This window comes from Nitriliruptor sp., from assembly GCF_040882075.1.
Classification (GTDB): Bacteria; Actinomycetota; Nitriliruptoria; order Nitriliruptorales; family Nitriliruptoraceae; genus Nitriliruptor.
Map to the genome: position 1 here is coordinate 50,198 of NZ_JBBEBZ010000172.1, position 20,868 is coordinate 71,065.

Annotated in this window: 20 protein-coding genes; 17 read left to right on the forward strand and 3 right to left on the reverse strand. The window is 72.0% G+C overall.

The window, feature by feature from the left end:
• Positions 1-717 carry a molybdenum cofactor biosynthesis protein MoaE gene (locus tag WEB03_RS11475; RefSeq protein ID WP_368071085.1) on the reverse strand — a complete coding sequence of 239 codons (717 nt, stop codon included), beginning with the start codon at positions 715-717 and terminating at the stop codon, positions 1-3.
• 95 nt (positions 718-812) lie between these two features.
• Here WEB03_RS11475 and WEB03_RS11480 point away from each other — a divergent pair, with 95 nt between their 5' ends.
• From WEB03_RS11480 to WEB03_RS11535, 12 genes are all read left to right on the forward strand, one after another.
• Complete coding sequence (locus WEB03_RS11480) at positions 813-2,549, forward strand: protein kinase (RefSeq protein ID WP_368071086.1); 1,737 nt, start codon at positions 813-815, stop codon at positions 2,547-2,549.
• Positions 2,550-2,651: 102 nt separating this feature from the next.
• Entirely contained in the window at positions 2,652-3,665 is a 1,014-nt protein-coding gene (moaA, locus tag WEB03_RS11485; protein ID WP_368071087.1) for a GTP 3',8-cyclase MoaA, read from the forward strand.
• Between the two features lie 20 nt (positions 3,666-3,685).
• Positions 3,686-4,774 carry an N-acetylglucosamine-6-phosphate deacetylase gene (gene nagA / locus WEB03_RS11490; protein WP_368071088.1) on the forward strand — a complete coding sequence of 363 codons (1,089 nt, stop codon included), beginning with the start codon at positions 3,686-3,688 and terminating at the stop codon, positions 4,772-4,774.
• On the forward strand, positions 4,771-5,823 hold the full coding sequence (locus tag WEB03_RS11495; RefSeq protein WP_368071089.1) for an SIS domain-containing protein: 1,053 nt from the start codon (positions 4,771-4,773) through the stop codon (positions 5,821-5,823). Before nagA ends, WEB03_RS11495 begins: the two co-directional genes overlap by 4 nt.
• A 56-nt stretch (positions 5,824-5,879) precedes the next feature.
• The gene (locus WEB03_RS11500) at positions 5,880-6,560 is read left to right on the forward strand and encodes an HAD family hydrolase (protein ID WP_368071090.1); all 681 of its coding nucleotides are present in this window, start codon (positions 5,880-5,882) and stop codon (positions 6,558-6,560) included.
• The gene (locus tag WEB03_RS11505) at positions 6,542-6,796 is read left to right on the forward strand and encodes an HPr family phosphocarrier protein (RefSeq protein WP_368071091.1); all 255 of its coding nucleotides are present in this window, start codon (positions 6,542-6,544) and stop codon (positions 6,794-6,796) included. Before WEB03_RS11500 ends, WEB03_RS11505 begins: the two co-directional genes overlap by 19 nt.
• Positions 6,793-8,472, forward strand: a complete 1,680-nt coding sequence (gene ptsP, locus WEB03_RS11510; protein WP_368071092.1) for a phosphoenolpyruvate--protein phosphotransferase — start codon at positions 6,793-6,795, stop codon at positions 8,470-8,472. The genes WEB03_RS11505 and ptsP overlap by 4 nt, the downstream gene beginning before the upstream one ends.
• Positions 8,469-9,368, forward strand: coding sequence for a haloacid dehalogenase-like hydrolase (locus WEB03_RS11515; protein ID WP_368071093.1), 900 nt, complete (start codon positions 8,469-8,471; stop codon positions 9,366-9,368). The genes ptsP and WEB03_RS11515 overlap by 4 nt, the downstream gene beginning before the upstream one ends.
• Complete coding sequence (locus WEB03_RS11520) at positions 9,368-9,619, forward strand: PTS transporter subunit EIIB (RefSeq protein ID WP_368071094.1); 252 nt, start codon at positions 9,368-9,370, stop codon at positions 9,617-9,619. Before WEB03_RS11515 ends, WEB03_RS11520 begins: the two co-directional genes overlap by 1 nt.
• Positions 9,616-10,056, forward strand: a complete 441-nt coding sequence (locus WEB03_RS11525) for a PTS glucose transporter subunit IIA (RefSeq protein WP_368071095.1) — start codon at positions 9,616-9,618, stop codon at positions 10,054-10,056. The genes WEB03_RS11520 and WEB03_RS11525 overlap by 4 nt, the downstream gene beginning before the upstream one ends.
• A gap of 157 nt (positions 10,057-10,213) precedes the next feature.
• Positions 10,214-11,482, forward strand: a complete 1,269-nt coding sequence (locus WEB03_RS11530; RefSeq protein ID WP_368071096.1) for a PTS transporter subunit EIIC — start codon at positions 10,214-10,216, stop codon at positions 11,480-11,482.
• A gap of 31 nt (positions 11,483-11,513) precedes the next feature.
• Entirely contained in the window at positions 11,514-11,735 is a 222-nt protein-coding gene (locus WEB03_RS11535; protein WP_368071097.1) for a hypothetical protein, read from the forward strand.
• On the opposite strand, the gene WEB03_RS11540 is transcribed toward WEB03_RS11535, so the two are convergent.
• A complete protein-coding gene (locus WEB03_RS11540) occupies positions 11,722-12,636 on the reverse strand; it encodes a Gfo/Idh/MocA family protein (protein WP_368071098.1) in 915 nt (304 codons plus the stop codon). The two genes, WEB03_RS11535 and WEB03_RS11540, sit on opposite strands and share 14 nt — an antisense overlap.
• Positions 12,637-12,868: 232 nt before the next feature.
• Here WEB03_RS11540 and WEB03_RS11545 point away from each other — a divergent pair, with 232 nt between their 5' ends.
• Positions 12,869-14,287: a hypothetical protein gene (locus WEB03_RS11545; RefSeq protein ID WP_368071099.1), complete on the forward strand. Its 1,419-nt coding sequence runs from the start codon at positions 12,869-12,871 to the stop codon at positions 14,285-14,287.
• 21 nt (positions 14,288-14,308) lie between these two features.
• Here WEB03_RS11545 and argF read toward each other — a convergent pair whose 3' ends face one another.
• On the reverse strand, positions 14,309-15,310 hold the full coding sequence (gene argF / locus WEB03_RS11550) for an ornithine carbamoyltransferase (RefSeq protein ID WP_368071108.1): 1,002 nt from the start codon (positions 15,308-15,310) through the stop codon (positions 14,309-14,311).
• A gap of 144 nt (positions 15,311-15,454) precedes the next feature.
• On the opposite strand from argF, the gene WEB03_RS11555 reads away from it, so the two are divergent.
• The 4 genes from WEB03_RS11555 to WEB03_RS11570 form a co-directional block, all read left to right on the forward strand.
• A complete protein-coding gene (locus WEB03_RS11555; RefSeq protein WP_368071100.1) occupies positions 15,455-17,104 on the forward strand; it encodes an FAD-binding dehydrogenase in 1,650 nt (549 codons plus the stop codon).
• 472 nt (positions 17,105-17,576) lie between these two features.
• The gene (locus tag WEB03_RS11560; RefSeq protein ID WP_368071101.1) at positions 17,577-18,554 is read left to right on the forward strand and encodes a hypothetical protein; all 978 of its coding nucleotides are present in this window, start codon (positions 17,577-17,579) and stop codon (positions 18,552-18,554) included.
• A gap of 474 nt (positions 18,555-19,028) precedes the next feature.
• The gene (locus WEB03_RS11565) at positions 19,029-19,622 is read left to right on the forward strand and encodes a (2Fe-2S)-binding protein (protein ID WP_368071102.1); all 594 of its coding nucleotides are present in this window, start codon (positions 19,029-19,031) and stop codon (positions 19,620-19,622) included.
• Positions 19,619-20,868 (forward strand): xanthine dehydrogenase family protein molybdopterin-binding subunit (locus tag WEB03_RS11570; protein WP_368071103.1); only part of this gene is annotated, 1,250 nt, incomplete at its 3' end. The genes WEB03_RS11565 and WEB03_RS11570, both read left to right, overlap by 4 nt.

Consider the following 20,868-nt stretch of genomic DNA (forward strand, 5'->3'; position numbering starts at 1 on the left):
TCAGGGGCCGCGATCGTCCCCGGCGGGCGGCGGGGTGAGCCCCACCCACCGGTGGGTGCCGTCCGCGGTGACCTCGCGCTTCCAGATCGGGACCCGGTCCTTGACCCGCTCGAGGCCGTCGCGGCAGGCGGCGAACGCCACGTCCCGGTGCGCAGAGCACGCCGCGATCAGGATGGTGTGGTCTCCGACGCTCAGCTCGCCGGTCGCGTGGAGCAGGGCCAGACCGCGGACCCCCCGGTGCTCGGCGAGCAGCTCCCCGGCGATGTTGGCCAGGATCTTCTCAGCCATCTCCGGGTAGGCGGAGTAGTCGAGCCGCACGATCCCGTCGAGGTCCGGCGCGTGGTCGCGCACCGTGCCGAGGAACGACACCGCGCCCCCGACGTCCGGCGCGGTGATCCGCGCGAGCACCGCATCGACGTCGAACGGTGGCGCAGCGAGCCCGGTGATCACGCGCGGCGCGTCCTCGTCGGACCCACCCGCGACCGGTGGCAGCACGGCGATCTGCGAGGCACCTGCCAGGGAGCGGTCCGCAGGTGCGACCTCGAGGTCGACCGCGACGTTCACCCGAGGCAGCAGCGGGGCCATCGCCGGGTACTCGGCCGCGAGGTGGTCCCGCAGATCGGCCACGGTCGCGTCGTCGGGCAGCTCCACGTCGAGCCGTCGCTGACCGCCCGCCCGCTCGGAGAGCCCACCGAAGAGCCGCACCTCGAGCCGCACCGGCACAACCTCCAGTCACCGAGCTCGGACGGTAGCCCCTGTTCGGACGGTCACCCGTCCGTCCGACGGCCGGCAGCCGGTTACCGTCCCGTGCGATGGCACCCTCCACCGACCGCCGTGTTGGCGGACGTTACGAGCTCACGCGCCGCATCGCCCGAGGTGGCGGCGGCACGGTCTGGGCCGCGTACGACCACCTGCTCGAGCGGGAGGTCGCGGTCAAGCACGTCGAGGTCCCCGGCGACCTGCCACCGGCCGAACGCGACCAGCTGCGCGCCCGGGTGCGCTTGGAGGCCCGAGCCGCGGCGAGGTTGCTGCACCCCTCGGCGGTGACGATCTTCGACGTCGTGGACGAGGACGGCGACGTCCACCTCGTCCTGGAGCTCGTCGAGCAGCCGACGCTCGACGCGTTGATCCTCCGTGACGGACCGCTCGACGAGACGATGGCTGCGACCGTCGCGTTCGGCCTGCTCGACGCGCTGCTCGCGGCGCACGAGGTCGGCATCGTGCACCGCGACGTCAAGCCGTCGAACATCTTCGTGACCGACGACGGGGCCGTGAAGCTGACCGACTTCGGTATCGCTTCGGTCGAGGGCCACGCGCGCTTGACCCGCACCGGTGCCACCATGGGGTCACCGCAGTTCATCGCCCCCGAGCAGGCGCTCGGGCACGACGCCGCGCCGGCGGCGGACCTGTGGGGTCTCGGAGCATCGCTGTACTTCGCGGTCGAAGGCGTTCCCCCGTTCGAACGCAACAACGCCGTCGCGACGGTCCACGCGGTCGTCCACGAACCGGCGCGTCCCTTCGAGCGTGCCGATGCCCTCGTGCCCATCATCTCGCGGCTGCTCGAGAAGGAACCGTCGTCCCGGCCCGACGCGGCCGCCATCCGGGCCGATCTCGCACGGATCGCCGACCGCGACGCGCTTCCCGTCCCGGCGACCGGGCCGCCGGTGGTCCCGATCACCACGGCGGACCCGGGACCGGCGCCCGAGGAGGACACCCGACCTGGCCCGGCGGAGGCCGCGGACGAGCCGGACACCGCGTTGACCGCGTCCGTCGCGCTCCGATCGTCGGAGCCTCGACCCACCTCGGCGGCGCCCGCCGATGATCCGGAGCCCCGGTCGCCGCGACGGTGGTTGCCGTGGGCGGCGGTGCTGCTGCTCGTGGTGGTCGTCGGTGCGGTGGTGCTGAACCGCGACACGGTCGGGGACCCCCCGCCCGAGGACGGCGTGGTGGCTGCGCCGCAGGAGGACGGCGGGTCGACCGACCCACAGGCCACGGACGGTGCTCCCGACCCGGGCGACGACGGCGAGGCTGAGGCCGAGGGTGACGGTGAGCCTGAGGAGGGGGGTGACGGCGGCGATCCGGAGACCTCCGCCGCCACCGATGTGCCCGAGGCCGAGGTGCCGGACGACTGGCAGGTCGTCGACGGGCCGGCGTACCGCGTGGCCATCCCCGCGGGGTGGGAGGTCGCGCAGGGGCAGGGTCGGATCGTCGACCACCGTGACCCGGCCAGCTCGACCTACCTGCGGGTGGACTGGACACCGGACCCGCGCCCCGACCCGTACGAGAACTGGCAGGAGCTCTCCGCCGACCTGGCGGACCGGTTCGACGACTACCAGGAGCTCCAGCTCACCGTGGTCACCTTCCGGGGTCAGCCGGCCGCGTTGCTCGAGTACACCTACACCGCGGGTGGCGCCGAGTTGCGCGCGTACAACCTCAACATCTTCGCCGGGGAACGTGCCTACGCGCTGAACCTGCAGAGCCAGGCCGACGACTGGGGCGACGTCGCGCCGATGTTCGCCTCGATGGTGGGCGGTTTCCAGCCCGAGTGATCCCGCGAGGTCGCCGACGCGTCCCGAGGTCGCCGACGCGTCCCGAGGTCGCCGACGCGTCCCGAGGTCGCCAGCGGTACCGTCCGCCGTGTGGGAGACACCGTGGACACGCCGCTGGTCGACCGGCTCGGCAGGCCGGTCGAGGACCTGCGCGTGTCGGTCACCGATCGGTGCAACCTGCGCTGCCGGTACTGCATGCCGCGCGAGGTGTTCGGTCCGGACCACGCGTTCCTGCCACGGGACGAGCTGCTGAGCTTCGAGGAGATCACCCGCATCGTCCGTGTGGCGGTCGATCTCGGGGTCACCAAGATCCGGCTCACCGGCGGCGAGCCGCTGCTGCGCAAGGACCTACCCGAGCTGGTCGCCCAGCTCGCCGCCGTCGACGGGCTCGACGACCTCGCGCTCACCACCAACGGTCTGCTCCTGCGCGACCACGCCGGTGCGCTGGCCGACGCGGGGCTCGACCGGGTCACCGTCAGCCTCGACGCGCTCGACGAGACCACCTTCCGCGCCGTCGCCGACACCAGGGCATCCGTGCTCGGGGTGCTCGACGGGATCGAAGCGGCTCGGGCGGCCGGTCTCGGTCCCATCAAGGTCAACACCGTGCTGCGCCGAGGCGTCAACGACGACCAGCTCGAGGACCTCGCGGGGTGGGCACGCGATGCCGACGTGACCCTGCGGTTCATCGAGTTCATGGACGTCGGCACCACCAACGGCTGGGTGCGTGAGGGGGTCGTGCCCGCCGCCGAGGTCGTCGACCGCATCGGGACCCGCTGGCCGATCGAGGCGGTCGAACGGGACCACCCCGGTGAGGTGGCCGAGCGGTACCGCTACCTCGACGGGGCGGGTGAGGTCGGGGTCGTCGCCTCGGTGACGCGCGCCTTCTGCCGGGACTGCACCCGGGCCCGTCTGACGGCCATCGGTGAGCTCTACACCTGCCTGTTCGCCGCCAGCGGCAACGATCTGCGCAGCCTCCTGCGTGACGGCGCCGACGACGCCGGGCTGCGCGACCGCGTGGTCGCGATCTGGTCGGCCCGGACCGATCGCGCGTCGGAGCTGCGCGCCGAGGAGGGCCTCACCGGGCCCAGGGTCGAGATGTCCTACATCGGCGGTTAGGGGACGTTCTGAAGCTCGAGGTGGACGCGGCGATCGTCGACGGCGCCCTCGTCCGGGGTGACGTGGAGGTCGCGGATGGCGCGGTCACCCGGATCGGTCTTCCCGCCGCGGGGACGGGACGGCTGGCGGCACCCGGCTACGTCGACCTGCAGGTCAACGGGTACGACGGCATCGACCTCCTCGGGGCGGACCGGGACGGGGTGCTCGACGTGGCCAGGGCGCTGCGTGCAGCCGGCGTCGCTGCCTGGCAGCCGACGCTCATCTCGAGCCCCGAGGAGGTGACGGTGCGAGCCTGCCAGGCGATCGCCGAGGCGCGCGCACACCCCGACGGCCGGGACATCGTCGGGATCCACCTCGAGGGCCCGTTCCTGGCCCCCGAACGTCTGGGAACGCACCCGTCGGAGCACCGTCGTGACCCCGATGTCGCGCTGCTGGGTCGGCTGCTGGACGCCGGTCCGGTGACCGCGGTCACGCTCGCCCCGGAGCTCCCCGGTGCGACCGAACTGATCGACGTCCTGCTCGGACGGGGGGTCGTCGTCTCCATCGGCCACACCGACGCCGACGCCACCTACGCGCACGCCGCCTTCGACGCGGGTGCGTCGACCGTGACCCACCTGTTCAACGCGATGCGCCGGTTCACAGCCCGGGACGCGGGTGTCGCGGCGGTCGCGCTGGCCCGACCCGACGTGGTCGTGCAGGTCATCGTCGACGGTCACCACCTCGCCGACGACACCGTCCGGCTGGTCTGGCAGGCGGCTGCGGGGCGGACGGTCCTCGTCACCGACGCGACCGCGGCGGCTGGCGTCGGCGACGGGGACTTCCGGCTCGGTGACGTCGACGTGACCGTCTCCGGTGGGGCGGTCCGACGTGCCGACGGCACGCTCGCCGGGAGCGCCCTCACGATGGCCGACGCGGTCCGCAACCTGGTCGCGCTCGACGTCCCACTGGTCGACGCCGTGGCTGCGGCGACCGCCGTGCCCGCACGGGTGCTCGACCGCGACGACCTCGGCCGCACCCGCGTGGGCGACCGGGCACGCCTCGTCGTGCTCGACGAGACCGGGACGGTGCACCGGGTCATCAACGACGACGACGTGATCGAGGCGACGTGACGGACGCGACCACCCACCTGCGTACCGAGATCGGCCAGCAGGCCGAGGTCATCGGACGGCTCGTCGAGGCGAGCGGGCCGCTCCGCGAACGGATGCGTGCGACCTTCGCCGCCACCGACATCGACCACGTGATGCTCGTGGCGCGGGGGTCGTCCGACAACGTGGCCCGGTACGGGCAGTATCTGCTCGGTATCACCTGCCGCCTGCCAGTGTCGCTGGCGACGCCGTCGCTCCAGAGCATCTACGGCGTGGCGCCACGGCTCGACCGCTCCCTCGTCGTGGCGATCTCGCAGTCGGGGCGGTCGCCGGACGTCGTCGGTGTCCTCGCGAGCGGTCGTGAGCAGGGACGCCCGACGATCGCGATCACGAACGAGCCGGCCTCACCGCTCGCGGCCGTGGCCGACCACGTCATCGACCTCGCCGCCGGCGAGGAACGAGCCGTCGCGGCGACCAAGACCTACACCTCGTCGCTCGTCGCGATGGCCCTGCTGGCCGTCGCGCTGGGCGATCCCGCGGAGGCACCGAAGCGCCTGCGCGATCTGGCCGAGCTCCCCGAGGTGGTGGAGGCCGTCCTCGCCGCCACCCCGGTGGAGCTCGCCGACCGCCTGGTCGACACCCGCCACCTGCTGGTCACCGGCCGGGGTCTCAACTACGCCACCGCGTTCGAGGCCGCGCTCAAGATCCGTGAGCTGACCGGCACGGTCGCCGAGGCCTTCTCCCCACCCGACCTGCTGCACGGCCCCATCGCCGCGCTCGAAGCTGGAGCGGCGGCGCTCGTGATCGCTCCGACCGAACCATCGGTGGCCAGTCAACGCGAGCTCGTGCCCGTCCTCCGGGAGCGGGGGGCGCTGCTGGCGATCATCTCTGCGGATCAGGACCTGCTGCAGGCGGCCGCCCTCCCGTTCCCGCTCGTTCGGGAACCCGCTCCCTGGTTGACGCCGGTCACCAGCATCCTCCCGGCTCAGCTGCTCGCAGCTCGGCTGGCCAGCGTCCGCGGCATGGACCTGGACCGTCCCACCGGTCTGACGAAGGTGACCGAGACCCGCTGATCCTCGCAACGGCAGCTAGCGTGCTCGACCACGCTTCGAAGGGTGCGCCGAGGATGATGCCAGACCCCCGGGGGACCGGACGCACCCCGCCGTGCGCCGTGATCTTCGACATGGACGGGGTGCTGGTGCTCTCCAGCGACAGCCACGTGCAGGTCTGGGCTGAGTACTTCGACCGGATCGGGCACGACCCCGGCCCCGACGGACCCCGGGGTGTCCTCGGGCGCCGCAGCGTCGACGTGCTCGCCGACCTGCACCCGGACATGCCCGTCGCGGAACGCGAACGCACGACGCTCCAGCTCGAGGCGCGGTCCGACGCGCTGCAGGTGGACGCACCGCCGGCGATCGCCCCGGGTGCCGAACGGCTGCTCGAGGCCCTGGCCGGTGGGTCGGTGCCGTTGGCGCTGGCCACGAGCGCGATGCGCAACGCGGTCGACGCGCTCCTCGGCGACCTGGTGCGGCACTTCGACGCGATCGTGACCGCCTCCGACGTGGACCGCGGCAAGCCCGACCCCGCGATCTACCGGGCCGCGGCCGCACAGCTGGACGTCGCCGGTCCGCGCTGCACGGTCGTCGAGGACGCACCGGCCGGGGTGCGGGCCGGGCGGGCCGCGGGGATGCGCGTGATCGGCGTCGAGGGAACGGTCGACCGTGGACGCCTGATCGAGGCGGGCGCCGAGATGGTCGTGAACGGAGTGGACCGACTGCGAGTGGAGGACCTGTGCCAGAACGTGACCTGACGTTCGACAACGAGGTGGGTTTGCACGCGCGGCCGGCCGCGCTGTTCGTCAAGAAGGCGGGGGAGTTCGACGCCACCATCACGCTCCACAAGGCAGAGACCGAGGCGGACGCGCGGTCGCTGTTGGCGGTGCTCAAGCTCGACGTTCGGCGGGGTGACCACGTCCGGGTCACCGCTGAGGGCGACGACGCTGAAGCCGCCCTGGATGCGCTGACCGAGCTGACGGGTCAACTGTGACCGACCTCGCCGGCGTCGCGGCTTCCCCGGGGGTCGGGATCGGGCCGGCGTGGCGGTACGTCGTCGAGGAACTGGAGCTGCCCGAGGGGCCGGTGCCCGACCCCTCGGCCGAGCTCGAGGCGCTGCGAACGGCCATCGCGGTCGTCGCCGACGACCTCCAGCAGCGAGCGGATGCCGCGGACGGCGAGGTGGCGGAGGTGCTCGACGCCCAGGCGATGATGGTGGCCGACCCCGAGCTCGCGGACGCGGCCGCGTCCAGCGTCCGCGACGGGGCGCTCCCCGCCGCACGGGCCATCGTGGAAGCGGGGGAGGTGTACGCGTCGGCCCTCGCCGAGAGCACCAACGAGTACCTCGCGGAGCGGGCGACCGACGTGCGCGACGTCTGCGACCGGGTGGCGCGTCAGCTGCTCGGCCGGGCCGCGCCCGACCTCGCCGAGCTGCCGTCCGGCAGCATCGTGGTCGCCCACGACCTCGCCCCGGTCGACACCGCGGGGCTCGACCCGACGCAGGTGGCCGGGCTCGTGCTCGAGGCGGGCAGCCGCACCAGCCACGCCGCGATCCTCGCGCGTGCCATCGGGGTCCCCGCGGTGGTCGCGGTGACCGGTGTCCTGGACGCCGTCGAGGACGGTCAGGTGCTCGGGATCGACGGCGACGAGGGGACCGTCCACCTCGGGGAGGCCGCCGTCCGTGACGCCGGGCTCCGGGGACGGGCTGAGGCCGCGGCCGCAGAACGTGATCGCTTGGCGGTGCTCGCCGGTGACGGACCCGGCGCGACCGCCGACGGCCACCGGATCGAGCTGGCGGCGAACATCGGCAGCGTCGCCGATCTGCGGACGGCGCTCGCCGCGGGCGCGCAGGGTGTGGGGCTGCTGCGCACCGAGTTCGAGGTCCTCGACCAGCACGAGGCGCCCACCGAGGACGAACAGTACGAGCGGCTCCGGGAGGCCGTCGACCTGCTCGACGGTGGGAAGCTCGTCGTCCGCACCTTCGACCTCGGGGCGGACAAGCCCGCCCGGTTCCTGCCCGTCGAGGCCGAGGAGAACCCCGCGCTCGGGGTCCGTGGCATCCGCCTGGCACGTGCCCACCCGGAGCTGCTCGACGCGCAGCTGCGTGCCGTCCGGCGCGCAGCCGACCACGGCCCCGTGGCGGTCATGGCGCCCATGGTCGCCACCCTGGCGGAGGTGCGGTGGTTCATCGCCCGAGCCGAGGCAGCCGGCCTGCGGGACGCCGGCGTCGAGCTCGGCGTCATGATCGAGGTACCTGCCGCCGTCCTGACCGCGGATGCCTTCGCTGCTGAGCTGGATTTCCTCTCCATCGGCACCAACGACCTGACGCAGTACCTGCACGCCGCGGACCGACAGAACGGCGCCCTCGCTGCGCTGCAGGACCCGTTCGCCCCGGCCGTGCTGCGCGCGGTTCAGCAGGTGTGCGACGCCGCGTCCGCACACGACCGCTGGGTCGGCGTGTGCGGCGAGGCGGCGGGTGATCCGGCCTGGGCGCTGCTCGCGGTGGGGTTCGGGGTGACGGAGCTGTCGATGGGGGCGGCATCCCTCCTGCCGGTGCGGGCGGCGCTGGCCTCGTCGACCCTCGAACGGTGCCAGCAGCTCGCCGCCCGTGCCGTCGCCGCCGAGGACGCGGATCGGGCCCGCGCCGTCGCCAGCGAGGCCCTGCCGTGACACGCATCCTCGACCGTTACGGGCCCGACCTGGCCGCTCTCCGGGGGCCGGCGCTGCTCGATGCGATCCGCGAGGCCGAGGGGCGGACCGTCCTGGCCGAGGTCATCGCGTCGGCGCCACCGCTCCTGACCGGCACGGCCAACGCCGAGCTCGTCGCTGCCTTCGGGGCCGACCTGATCTGCTGCAACCTCGTGGATCCCGCCGCCGAAGGCGTGCTGGTCACCGGGCTCGAGGAGCTCGACCCGCCACCGGCCGGCTTCGGTGGGTTGGCCCGGCTGCTCGGACGGCCCGTCGGGTGCAACCTCGAACCGGATCTGCCCAGCGTTCCCCGGGCGGTGCGCGGCACGGCATCCGCCGGTCGCGCCGCCGTGTCCAACGGAGCGGCGTTCGTCATCGTGACCGCGAACCCCGGCCGTGGCGCCGGCCTCGCGGACCTGGTGCGTACCGTGCGGACGCTCACGGAAGCCGAACCCGGCCTGGTCGTCCTCGCTGGCAAGATGCACCAGGCCGGCGCGGAGGAGACGATCGGTCCGCACACGGCCGAAGCGTTGGTCGCGGCCGGCGCCGATGGCGTCCTCGTCCCCGTCCCCGGCACGGTCCCGGGCGTGAGCGAGACCACGGCTCGCGAGACGGTGGTGGCGGCGCGAGCCGCCGGCGCCGTCGCGGTCAGCACGATCGGGACCTCGCAGGAGGGGGCCGACCTGACGACGATCCGGACGCTCGCCCTGACCGCGAAACGGATCGGCGCCGACGTCCACCACATCGGTGACGCCGGCTGGACCGGGGTGGCGTCACCCGACGTCATCCACGCCTACAGCGTCGCGATCCGCGGCGTGCGGCACACCTGGAACCGGATGGCGCGCGGCACGCGTGCGTCGTGGAGAGGAGCACCCTGATGGCTGGATTCGACGAGGTCGCCACCGCCCTGATCGCCGGGCTCGGCGGGAAGGACAACATCAAGCACCTGGAGCCGTGCACGACGCGGATCCGGGTCGAGGTGAACGACGAGGCGGCCATCGACGAACCGGCGCTGAAGGCGACCGGTGCCCACGGGGTGATGCGCCGTGGCAGCGTCGTGCAGGTCGTGATGGGTCTGCAGTCGGACAACATCGAGCAGGTCATGCGACGCCAGATGGAGGAGGGATGACCCTCGTCGTCGCCCCCGTCGCGGGCGAGGTCATCGCTCTCGACGACGTCGACGACGAGGTGTTCTCCGAACGGATCGTCGGGGACGGTGTCGCCGTGCGTCCCACGGGCTCGCAGGTCCGCGCCCCCATCGCCGGCAGGGTGGAGAAGCTGTTCCCGGGTGGGCACGGCGTCGCGATCGAGTCCGCGGACGGGCTGCAGGTGCTCGTGCACATCGGGCTCGAGACCGTGAAGCTCGAGGGCGACGGGTTCACCACGCTCGTCGAGGAGGGTGCGGACGTCGCGGTCGGCGACCTGCTGGTCACCGTCGATCTCGACCGGCTCGCGGAGCTCGGCATCGACACGGTGACCCCGGTCGTCGTCATCAGCGGGCACGCCGTCACCGTCGTCGGTCGAGGCACGGTCGCCGCCGGCGACGCGCTCCTCGAGAGCGGCTGACGCCGGTCGAGAAACCGCACGACGCGCGTCGTGCAGGCGTAAGGTGACCCCGTGGGTGCTCGTCTGACGACCACGGGGCCGTGGCGGGGACCCACGGGGCGGCGGTCAGCCGCCCCGAGGGGACGACCGGCCGGCAGGCCGGCCGCTGGACGGAGGGATGCTCGTGTTCGGAACCCTGCAACGGGTCGGGCGATCGCTGATGATGCCGATCGCCGTCCTCCCGGCGGCAGCGCTGCTGCTCCGGCTCGGCGACTACTTCCAGACCGTCTCCTGGCTGCAGTGGGGCAACACGCTGTGGGAGGTCATGCTGGTCGGCGGCGACGCCGTCTTCTCCAACCTGCCGCTCCTGTTCGCCATCGGTGTCGCCATCGGCTTCACCGGCGGCGCGGGCGCCGCCGCCCTGTCGGCGGCCGTCGGGTACCTGATCCTGCAGGCCATCAACGGCATCACCATCGTGACCCCCGAGGTCGTCCAGGGCGGGGAGGTGGTCGAACCGGCCGTCACCGCCAACATGGGCGTGCTCGGCGGCATCCTGATCGGACTGATCGCCGCCTGGCTCTACGAGCGCTACAAGGAGATCAAGCTCCCCGACTACCTCGCCTTCTTCGGTGGTCGTCGGTTCGTCCCGATCGTGACCGCCTTCGCGGCGATCGTGCTCGGCCTGCTGGCCTACTTCCTGTGGCCGCCGGTCGGTCGCGTGATCGACGACTTCGGGAACTGGCTGGTCGGCGCCGGCATGTTCGGGGCCTTCATCTACGGCGTCGCCAACCGCGCGTTGATCCCGTTCGGTCTCCACCACATCCTCAACACGCTGGTGTGGTTCCAGTTCGGCACCTACACGGTGGACGGTGAGACCTACGCCGGCGACCTCACACGGTTCTTCCAGGGCGACCCGGACGCCGGGCTGTTCATGGCCGGCTGGTTCTTCATCATGATGTTCGCGCTTCCGGCGGCCGCGTTCGCGATGTACCGCCAGGCCGACCGCGAGGAGCGCGGCTCGACCGGAGCGCTGATGGGTTCGTCCGGCTTCGCGTCCTTCCTCACGGGCGTGACCGAGCCGATCGAGTTCAGCTTCATGTTCCTCGCGCCGACGCTGTACGCCATCCACGCCCTCCTCTCGGGGACGGCGCTGGTGGTGGCCGACCTGCTGAACATCAAGATCGGGTTCGGGTTCTCGGCGGGGTTCATCGACTACATGATCAGCTACCCGATCGCGACCAACCCGCTGCTGGCCATCCCGGTCGGGTTGGCGTTCGCCGTCGTCTACTTCCTGCTCTTCACGTTCGTCATCCGTGGGATGGACCTGTCCACGCCTGGCCGCACCCCGAGGAAGGGCGTCCCGGCGGACGCCGTCACCGTCGACGCGCGGACCGCTGACGGCACCGACGTGACCGGTGTCGACCCGGACACCGATCGCAACGTGTGAACCGCGCTCGTCCATCGACGGAGGTCAGCACGTGGGGCGGGAGACGCTGCTCGTCCTGGTGCTGGCCACCGTCTGGTGGGCGCCGACGATGTTCGCCGTCCGCGAACTGCACGACCGCCAGGGCGACCGGCGCGTCCTGGTCTGGCGGTGGACGGCGATCATCACCCTGCCGCTGATCGGACCCGTGCTGTGGTACGTGCGCGGCCGGAAGGCGATGGACGAGGACGCCGGCCGACGCGTCAGGCGCCGCTGAGGGCCTCGAGCCGTTCGACGACGGTCTCGCACAGCAGGTGCGTCGCGAGGAGGTCGTCCAGGGTCGGGTGCTCCGGACGCGCGCCTCCGACCGTGGCGAGGAACGCGTCGACCATGGCCTCGAACCCACGGGTGCGGAGCGTCGGTTCCCAGTCCCCGGGCCGCTCCAGCTGGACGGAGTCGCCGCGCCGTTCCTCGGTCCGGGCGACGTCGTGGACGACGAGCGTGCCGCCAGCGCCGTGCACCTCGAGGGACTCGGTCGTCGCGCCGCTGACGCGGTCCATCGTCCCGATGGCGTGGCGTCCTCCGGCGCCGAGCCTCAGCAGGACGTGGTGGAGCTGGCCGTCCACGACCAGACCCGCGACGTCGATGCTCGTCGGTGCTGTCCCGAGTAGCCACCGCAGGGTGTCCACCACGTGGATGAAGTCATCGAACACGACCTTCCGAACCGCATCGGGCCGATCCGGACGGTGCTTGTGCATGAGCACGAGCGGCGGGTCGGTGACGGCCGCCAGCCGGCGGTAGGCGGGCGCGAAACGTCGGTTGAACCCGACGGCGAGCACGACATCACGCGAGCGGGCCCGCTCGACCAGCGACCTCGCCTCCGCGCCCGTGTCGGCGAGCGGCTTGTCGACGTGGACGGCGGCACCAGCATCGAGCCCGGCCGTGACCAGCCGGGGGTGCGCCGAGGTCGCCGCGGTCACGAAGACCGCGTCGAGCCCGTGCGCGAGCAGGCCCGTCTCGTCCTCGCTGGTCGACACGGCGTGGAACCTCGTGGCCGCTTCCTGCCTGCGGCGCTCGTCGCGGCTGGCGAGGTGCAGGCGAACGTCCGGCCGGGCGGCGAGCAGAGGGAGGTAGGCCTTGGTGGCGATGTCGCCCAGACCGATCACGCCGACGTCCACGATCCGCTCCTCGTCGACGCACGAAGGTAGGCCACCCGAGGGGCGCTCTGGCCCGGTTCGGGTGGAGCGGGACCACCGCGCGTCGCCGCGGTCCGCCACCGGGAGGTGGTGACGGGGCGCTCGTCGAAGTAGCTGGCGGCGATCGAGGAGCTGCCAGGTGGACACGATGGGACGACGCAGCACACCACGGGAGGGGTGTCGGCGAGCCCGGCGTTCGGCGTCGGTGATCGCGGTGGCGGTCGGGCTCATCGGCGCCACCGCCGGAGCTGCGGGAGCGGTGCCGGTGGACGACGTCGCCGGTCCGGGCGCCGAGCCGTGGGTCCCGGTCCCGCGCGACGAGGTCGCCGAGCGGTGTGGCCTCGATCCGGACCTCATGGAGCAGGCCGACGCCATCCTGATCGCCACGCCCTACACGGTGGTGCGGTACGGACAGCTGTGCTGGAGCGGTGGCTACCCCACCGGGACCACGGCGACCCACCAGGTGTGGTCGATCACCAAGACCCTGGGCGCGGTGCTGGTCGGCATGGTGGCCGCTCGCAGCAGCCTCGACGAGACCGACCCCATCACCGGCTGGGTCGACGAGGGGGACCTCGGCGGCATCAACCCCGACGCGTCCGTCGCGCACGTGCTGGCGATGACCGCCACGAAGGAGGACCTGTCCCACGGCGAGAAGGGTGCCTGGAGCTACGACACCTTCGGTGACCGTGAGATCAACGTCCTCGTCGGCGTGATGAACCGCGTGATCGAGCAGGAACCGGACGCCTTCCCGGGCGTCACGAACATCGCCGAGTTCGCCCAGGTCGAGGTGTTCGACCGGATGGGGATGGCCGGGTCGTCCTGGCCGGGTCAGAGCATCGCCGGGACGATGTTCTCGACCTCCGAGGACCTCGCGCGGATCGGGTTTCTGCTCCTGCGTCGGGGGGTGTGGGACGGCGAGGCGCTGCTCGACGAGCGGTTCGTCTACCGCATGACCCACCCGGCGTTCGGGGACACCAACACCGGGTACGGCTACCTGACCTACGTCAACGCCGCGGAGAACTGGACCTACTCGACCGGGACGTCGGATCTGACCTGTTCGCCGTACGCCACCTGGCCGACCTACCCGCACGCGCCGTTCTTCGAGGCACCGGACGCCAACGGCGGGACCCCCTTCGACGAGGTCACCCACGACGTCGGCATGGCCTTCGCCGCGGGGGCCGGTGGTCAGCGGATCTCGGTGCACCGGGGCCTCGATCTGGTCATCACCGCCCGCGACGGGGTCGTGTCCACCGACCCGGACGACCCCGGGTTGTTCGAGGGGCACAAGTCGATCTGGACCGCGATCCGCCCCGCCCTCGTGGCGCTCGACCCGGCCTTCGAGGGGGACGAGGACGCGTTCTGCGAGGCCTACCAGCGCAGCGCCTACGCACCCGATCTGCTCGACCCGTGGTCCGCGTCGGCGAGCCAGGCCGCGCCGGCGGACCAGCCGCACGCTGGCGAGGACCGGGCTCCCACCGAGGGCGAGCGGGGACCCGCGCCGGACCAGGATCAGGGGGCGAGGCCGGGCACGGCTGCGCCGACCCGTGACCCGCTGCCGGTCACCGGAGGTGGCGCCGGCGTACTGCTCGGTGGGCTGGTCCTCGCGGCCGTGGGCCTGCGCCGCCGCGCCTGATCGATCGCCCCGGTGTCGACGTCAGGTCGCCATCGTGGCGACCAGGATCGCCTTGATGGTGTGCATCCGGTTCTCGGCCTGGTCGAACACGATGGAGCGGTCGGACTCGAACACCTCGTCGGTCACCTCGAGGCACTCGAGGCCGGTGCGCTCGTACAGCGCCGCACCGATCGCGGTCTCGCGGTCGTGGAAGGCGGGGAGGCAGTGCATGAACCTGCTGTCCGGTTTCCCGGTCGCCCGGAGCGTGTCCATCGTCACCTGGTACGGCTGCAGCGACGCGATGCGTTCGTCCCACACCTCCGCGGGCTCGCCCATCGAGACCCACACGTCGGTGTAGAGGAAGTCCGCACCCTCGACGCCGCCGGCCACGTCGTCGGTGTGGGTGATCCGCGCCCCGGTCGCCTTCGCGATCGCCCGCGCCTGCTCGATCACCTCGGGCTCGTTCCACAGCTCGCGCGGCGCGATCATCCGCACCGCCATCCCCACCATCGCCCCGGCGATCAGCAGCGAGTTGCCCACGTTGTTGCGGGCGTCGCCGAGGTAGGCGAGCGTGACCTCCTCGAGCGGCCTACCGCTGTGCTCGCGCATCGTGAGGGTGTCGCAGAGGGTCTGGGTGGGGTGCCACTCGTCGGTCAGCCCGTTCCACACCGGGACGCCGGCGAACTCACCGAGGATCTCGACGTTGCGCTGCGTCGATCCGCGGTACTGGATCCCGTCGTAGAACCGGCCGAGCACGCGGGCGGTGTCCTTCATCGACTCCTTGTGCCCGATCTGGGTGCCGGTCGGCTCGAGGTAGCTGACGTGTGCGCCCTGGTCGAAGGCGGCGACCTCGAAGGCGCAGCGGGTGCGGGTCGAGGTCTTCTCGAAGATGAGCGCGATGTTCCGCCCGGTGAGCCGTTGTCGCTCCCGACCGGCCGCCTTGTCCGCCTTCAGCTCCGCGGCCAGGTCGAGGAGCGAACGCCACTCGTCGGGCGTGAGGTCGAGCTCTTTGAGGAAGTTGCGCTGCCGCAGGTCGGTGGGCACGAGCATCGCCTGTCCGGGGGCCGGTGGGGAGGGCGCAGCATGCCGCAGGATGCACGTCGGTGAGCGCGGTCGGCCCTCGAACGCGCCGGTTAGCCTGACGGTCCCGTCGGCGGGCGGGACCTGGGACGAGGCATCGAGGTGGGGATGGACGCCGACATCATCGTGGTCGGAGGCGGCCTCGCAGGGCTGGTCGCGACGGCCGAGGCCGCGGATGCGGGACGCCGCGTCATCGTCGTCGACCAGGAGCCCGAAGCCAGCCTCGGCGGCCAGGCGTTCTGGTCGTTCGGTGGGCTGTTCCTGGTCGATTCGCCTGAACAGCGCCGCCTGCGCATCGCCGACAGCTACGAGCTCGCCCACCAGGACTGGATGGGGACCGCCGGGTTCGACCGCGACGAGGACCACTGGCCGCGGAGGTGGGCTGAGGCCTACCTCGACTTCGCCGCCGGTGAGAAGCGTCCGTGGCTGATCGAGCAGGGCATCTCGTTCTTCCCGCTGGTCGGGTGGGCGGAGCGCGGCAACGGCATCGCCACCGGGCACGGCAACTCCGTACCGCGCTTCCACATCGTGTGGGGGACCGGGCCGGCCGTGGTCGAGGCGTTCGCACGTCGCGTCCGGGCACACGTCGAGTCGGGACGCGTCGAGCTGCGGTTCCGTCACCGGGTGGACGCGCTGACCACGACGGGTGGCACCGTCGACGGCATCAGCGGCGCCGTCCTCGAGGACGGCGACGTCGAGCGTGGGGTCAAGAGCTCACGCACCGAGGTCGGCACCTTCGAGCTGCACGCGCAGGCGGTGATCGTGACCTCCGGCGGCATCGGTGCGAACCACGACCTGGTGCGCGAGAACTGGCCCGACCGGCTCGGGCCCGCGCCGAAGCACCTGCTCTCGGGCGTGCCCGACCACGTCGACGGACGCATGCTCGGCATCAGCGAGGAGGCTGGCGCGTCGCTGATCAACCGCGACCGGATGTGGCACTACACCGAGGGCATCGAGAACCACACGCCGATCTGGTCGCGTCACGGCATCCGGATCCTGCCGGGGCCCTCGTCGCTGTGGCTCGACGCGACCGGCAAGCGGCTGCCCGTCCCGCTGTTCCCCGGCTTCGACACCCTCGGCACGCTCGAGCACATCTGCAGGACCGGCCACGAGCACACCTGGTTCATCCTGACCCAGCGCATCATCGAGAAGGAGTTCGCGCTGTCGGGCTCGGAACAGAACCCGGACCTGACCGGCAAGGACGTCCGGATGCTGGCGCAGCGGCTCGGGTCCGGCGCTCCGGCCCCGGTCGAACTGTTCAAGGAGAAGGGTGCCGACTTCGTCGTCGAGGACAGCCTCGAGGCGCTGGTGCGCGGCATGAACGCGCTGACCGACACCCCCCTGCTCGACTTCGACCAGGTCCGCACCGAGGTCCAGGCGCGCGACCGCGAGCTCAGGAACCCGTTCACCAAGGACCTGCAGATCGCCGCGATGCGCGACACGCGCAGCTACATCGGTGACAAGCTCATGCGCGTCGCGCCGCTGCACCGCCTGCTCGATCCGGCGGCCGGGCCGCTCATCGGGGTCAAGCTCAACCTGCTGACGCGCAAGACCCTCGGTGGCCTCGAGACCGACCTCGACGGGCGCGTCATGCAGCCCGGCGGAGAGGTGCTGCCCGGCGTCTACGCGGCCGGTGAGGTGGCCGGTTTCGGTGGTGGCGGGATGCACGGCTACCGGTCGCTCGAGGGCACCTTCCTCGGCGGCTGCATCTTCAGCGGGCGCACCGCCGGCCGTGCCGCGGCCGCCGCCACCGCCTGACGGACCGTCCCCGCGGGACCTCGACGAGCCGACCGTGCTGCGCAGTCCAACGTGCGTGGGATCAGGGTGTGCGGGTGGCCGTACTCGACGCGTTCGGATCGCTCACGAGGCGCCATCGATAGGGTTCGAGGGCCGCGGACCGGGAGGCGCTGTGCGCTGCGGGGAGTGCGGGCACGAGCAGGAGTGGGGCAGGTTCTGCGGACGCTGCGGCGCGTTCGTTCCTCCCTCGGACGCGGGTGCCGAGGGAGCGGCGGCCGCTGCGTGGTCTCGCACGGGCGACGCCGACGCACGCCGCGCGTCCAACGCGCCACCCCGTTGGCTGGTCGGGATCGGCGTCTCGACCATCGCCGTGGCAGTCGTCATCGCGCTCATCCGGGTGACCGGCGGAGACGACCAGGAGCCCACCGCCGCCGAGCCCACCACCGCCACCGATGTGCGCGAGCCGACACCGCCCGGGACGACGGAGCCTCCGGTGCCAGTCTTCTCGACGGTGACGGACGCCGTGGTCATCGCAGCGGACGGCGGCACCGGCCTCCGGGCGGTCGAACTGGACACCGGGGCGTCCATCACGCGGCAGGTCGAGCAGCAACGCCCCGGCGACCAGCCCTACCGCTTGTGGGGCCTGGGCAGCTGGCTCGTGGTCGGATGGGGCGAGATCTGGGCCGTCGGCCTCGACACCGCGACGGAACCCCGGCTGCTCGGCGAGGCGTCCTACTTCGTCCCGGCCGCCGAACCAGCCGAGCTGTGGCTCATCGACCGTCCCGACTGGCGCGGCGACGGCGGGTCGGCGACCTGGACGCTCGTCGATCACACGGGGACACGCCTGCACCGTGTCGAGGCGGCGGCCGGGTCCGAGGTCGAGCGTGGTGTTCCCGGTGGCCTCGCCCTCCGCGGAGACGACGGTGCCCTCCACCGGTACGACACCGTGACCGGCGAGATCGACGACCTCGTCGGCGGGACCGATGCCCGGATCCTCGACGTCACCCGTGATCGGCTGCTGTGGTGCGAGGCCGACTGCGGAACCCTCCAGGTCAGCGACGACCGAAGGACCATCCAGGTCGACGCTGACGAGGTGACCGAGTTCCTGGACGGCTGGCTCTCCGCCGATGGGACCCGCATCGCCGCGCACGTGGCCGTGGAGGTTGCGGATGGTGGCCGCGACTTCGAGCTGTGGATCCACGACCTCTCCGACGAGATGCTCGTCGACCGGGTCCAGGTCCAGCTCGGCGAGATGCACGCTGCCTGGACGCCCAACGGTGACCAGCTCCTGTACCGGATGGTCGCCGAGGGCGGACCGTCAACGTTCGGGCGCTACACCGCCAGCGGGTTCGACACCGTTGACCACGACCCTCTCGAGGGGCTTCGCCCCGCCCGCTTCCTCGTCGGCCGTGCGGATTGGCACCCCGAGTTCTTCGGGCACGAGGTGGACCGACCGAGTGACAGCCGGTGAACTCACTCGAGGTCGAGCGACAACACAGCAGTTCCTACTCGAGCTGAGAACCGTTCCCGATACTTCTTCCGCGGAGGACGCGACGTCGACGTCACGCTCGGCGCACAGGGTGTGCGGCCACGGCGCACGGTGTCCAGGTTCACGCGGTCCGTCCGGCGCGCGACGGGCGTGGGTCCTACGGTCGAGCCGTGTCGTCGCCTCGGGAGCGGTGACGACACCAGCACCACCCGCTCGACGGTGGCTCGGGAGCGTCACCGGCGAGCGGGAGCAGCGGGAACCGACGGTCCGAGCCCCCGCCCCGTCCGCGGGGTGGCGCGGCCGACCACCCCCGGTCCCGCCCGCGGCCGCCTCGTCGACGAGGCGGCCGCGGCGACCCGGGGGCAGGGAGGTCACGCGCTCGGACGGTCGCGTGACCCGACGAGCGGCACCGCGTGGGACATCCCCGACGCGGCGCGCGAGGCCCGGGAGGGATCCGTGACACGCATCTCCATCACCGTCGACGGCGAGACCTACGAGCACGACGTCGAACCCCGAACCCTGCTGGTCCACCACCTCCGCGAGACGTGCGGACGGACCGGCACCAACGTCGGCTGCGACACCTCCAACTGCGGAGCCTGCACGGTCCACGTGGGAGGCACGTCGGTCAAGAGCTGCACGATCCTGGCGGTCCAGGCCGACGGCGAGCAGATCACCACCATCCAGGGGATGGCGACCCGGGCGCCCGGCGCCCGTGACGAGACCGAGGGCTGGCACCCGCTGCAGAAGGCATTCCACGTCGAGCACGGGCTGCAGTGCGGCTTCTGCACCCCCGGGATGATCATGGCCTCGGCCGCGCTCCTGGCCGAGAACGACGATCCTTCCGAGACCGACGTCCGCCAGGGTCTCGAGGGCAACCTCTGCCGGTGCACCGGCTACGTGAACATCGTCAAGGCCGTCCAGCGGGCCGCCGCCGAGATGCGCGGCGAGCCGATGACGACGAACCCCGAGGAGGGGACGATGGGCGAGGCCGACGTCACCGAACGTGCCGGAGATGCGGACAAGCTCCAGGACCTGGAGGTGGCACCGTGACCGCCGTCGATGCCCCCCGCCAGGCTCTGAACGTCGGGCGCACCCGCCTCCGCAAGGAGGACGCGCGCCTCGTCACCGGCCGCACGATGTGGACCGACAACCTGCAGTTGACGGGCATGCTCCACGTCGCGCTGGTGCGCTCACCCGTGGCCCACGCCCGCGTCACGAACGTCGACGTCTCGGCCGCGCTCGAGCAGCCCGGCGTGGTCGCCGCGTTCACCGGGGCCGACCTGGTCGGCAACTGGGAGGGTGGCCTGCCGTGCGCCTGGCCCGTGACCGAGGACATGGCCGCGCCGGTGCACCTGCCCATCGCGGTCGACGAGGTGCGCTACGTCGGCGACGCGGTCGCGGTCGTCGTCGCCAGGTCCAAGTACCAGGCGGCCGACGCCATCGAGCACGTCGTCGTCGACTACGACCCGCTCCCGGTCGTGACCGACATGGAGGCAGCCCTCGCCGACGGCGCCGACCTCGCTGACACCACGCTCAGCTCGAACGAGAGCTACACCTGGCAGAAGATCGACGGGGACATCGACGCGGCCTTCGAGGGCGCGGCCCACGTCACGACCCGGCGCTTCATCCAGCAGCGGCTCATCCCGCTGGCGATCGAGACGCGGTCGGTGGTGTGCGAACCGCCGACCCAGTCCCGTGAGTACACGCTGTGGTCGGCGACCCAGGTCCCCCACATCCTGCGGCTCATGCTCGCGCTGACCTGCGGCGTCCCCGAGCACGAGCTGCGCGTGGTCGCTCCCGACGTCGGTGGTGGTTTCGGCAGCAAGCTCAACGTCTACGCCGAGGAGGCGATCTGCCTCGTGCTGGCCCGCCACCTCGGTGCACCGGTCAAGTGGACCGAATCCCGCTCCGAGGGGTTCCTGGCCACCACCCACGGTCGCGATCAGATCCAGGACCTGTCGATCGCCTTCGACGCGGACAACCGCATCAAGGGGCTCAAGGTCGACCTGATGGCCGACATGGGCGCCTACCTGCAGCTGGTGACGCCCGGCGTGCCGATCCTCGGTGCGTTCATGTTCAACTCGATCTACAAGATGGACGCGCTGTCGTTCACCTGCCACGGGGTCTTCACCAACAAGACGCCCACCGACGCCTACCGCGGCGCGGGCCGCCCCGAGGCGACCTTCGCCATCGAACGGCTCATCGACGAGGCCGCCGTCGAGCTCGGGGTCGAACCGTTCGAGCTGCGCGAACGCAACTGGATCAAGCACGAGGAGTTCCCCTACGAGACCATCGC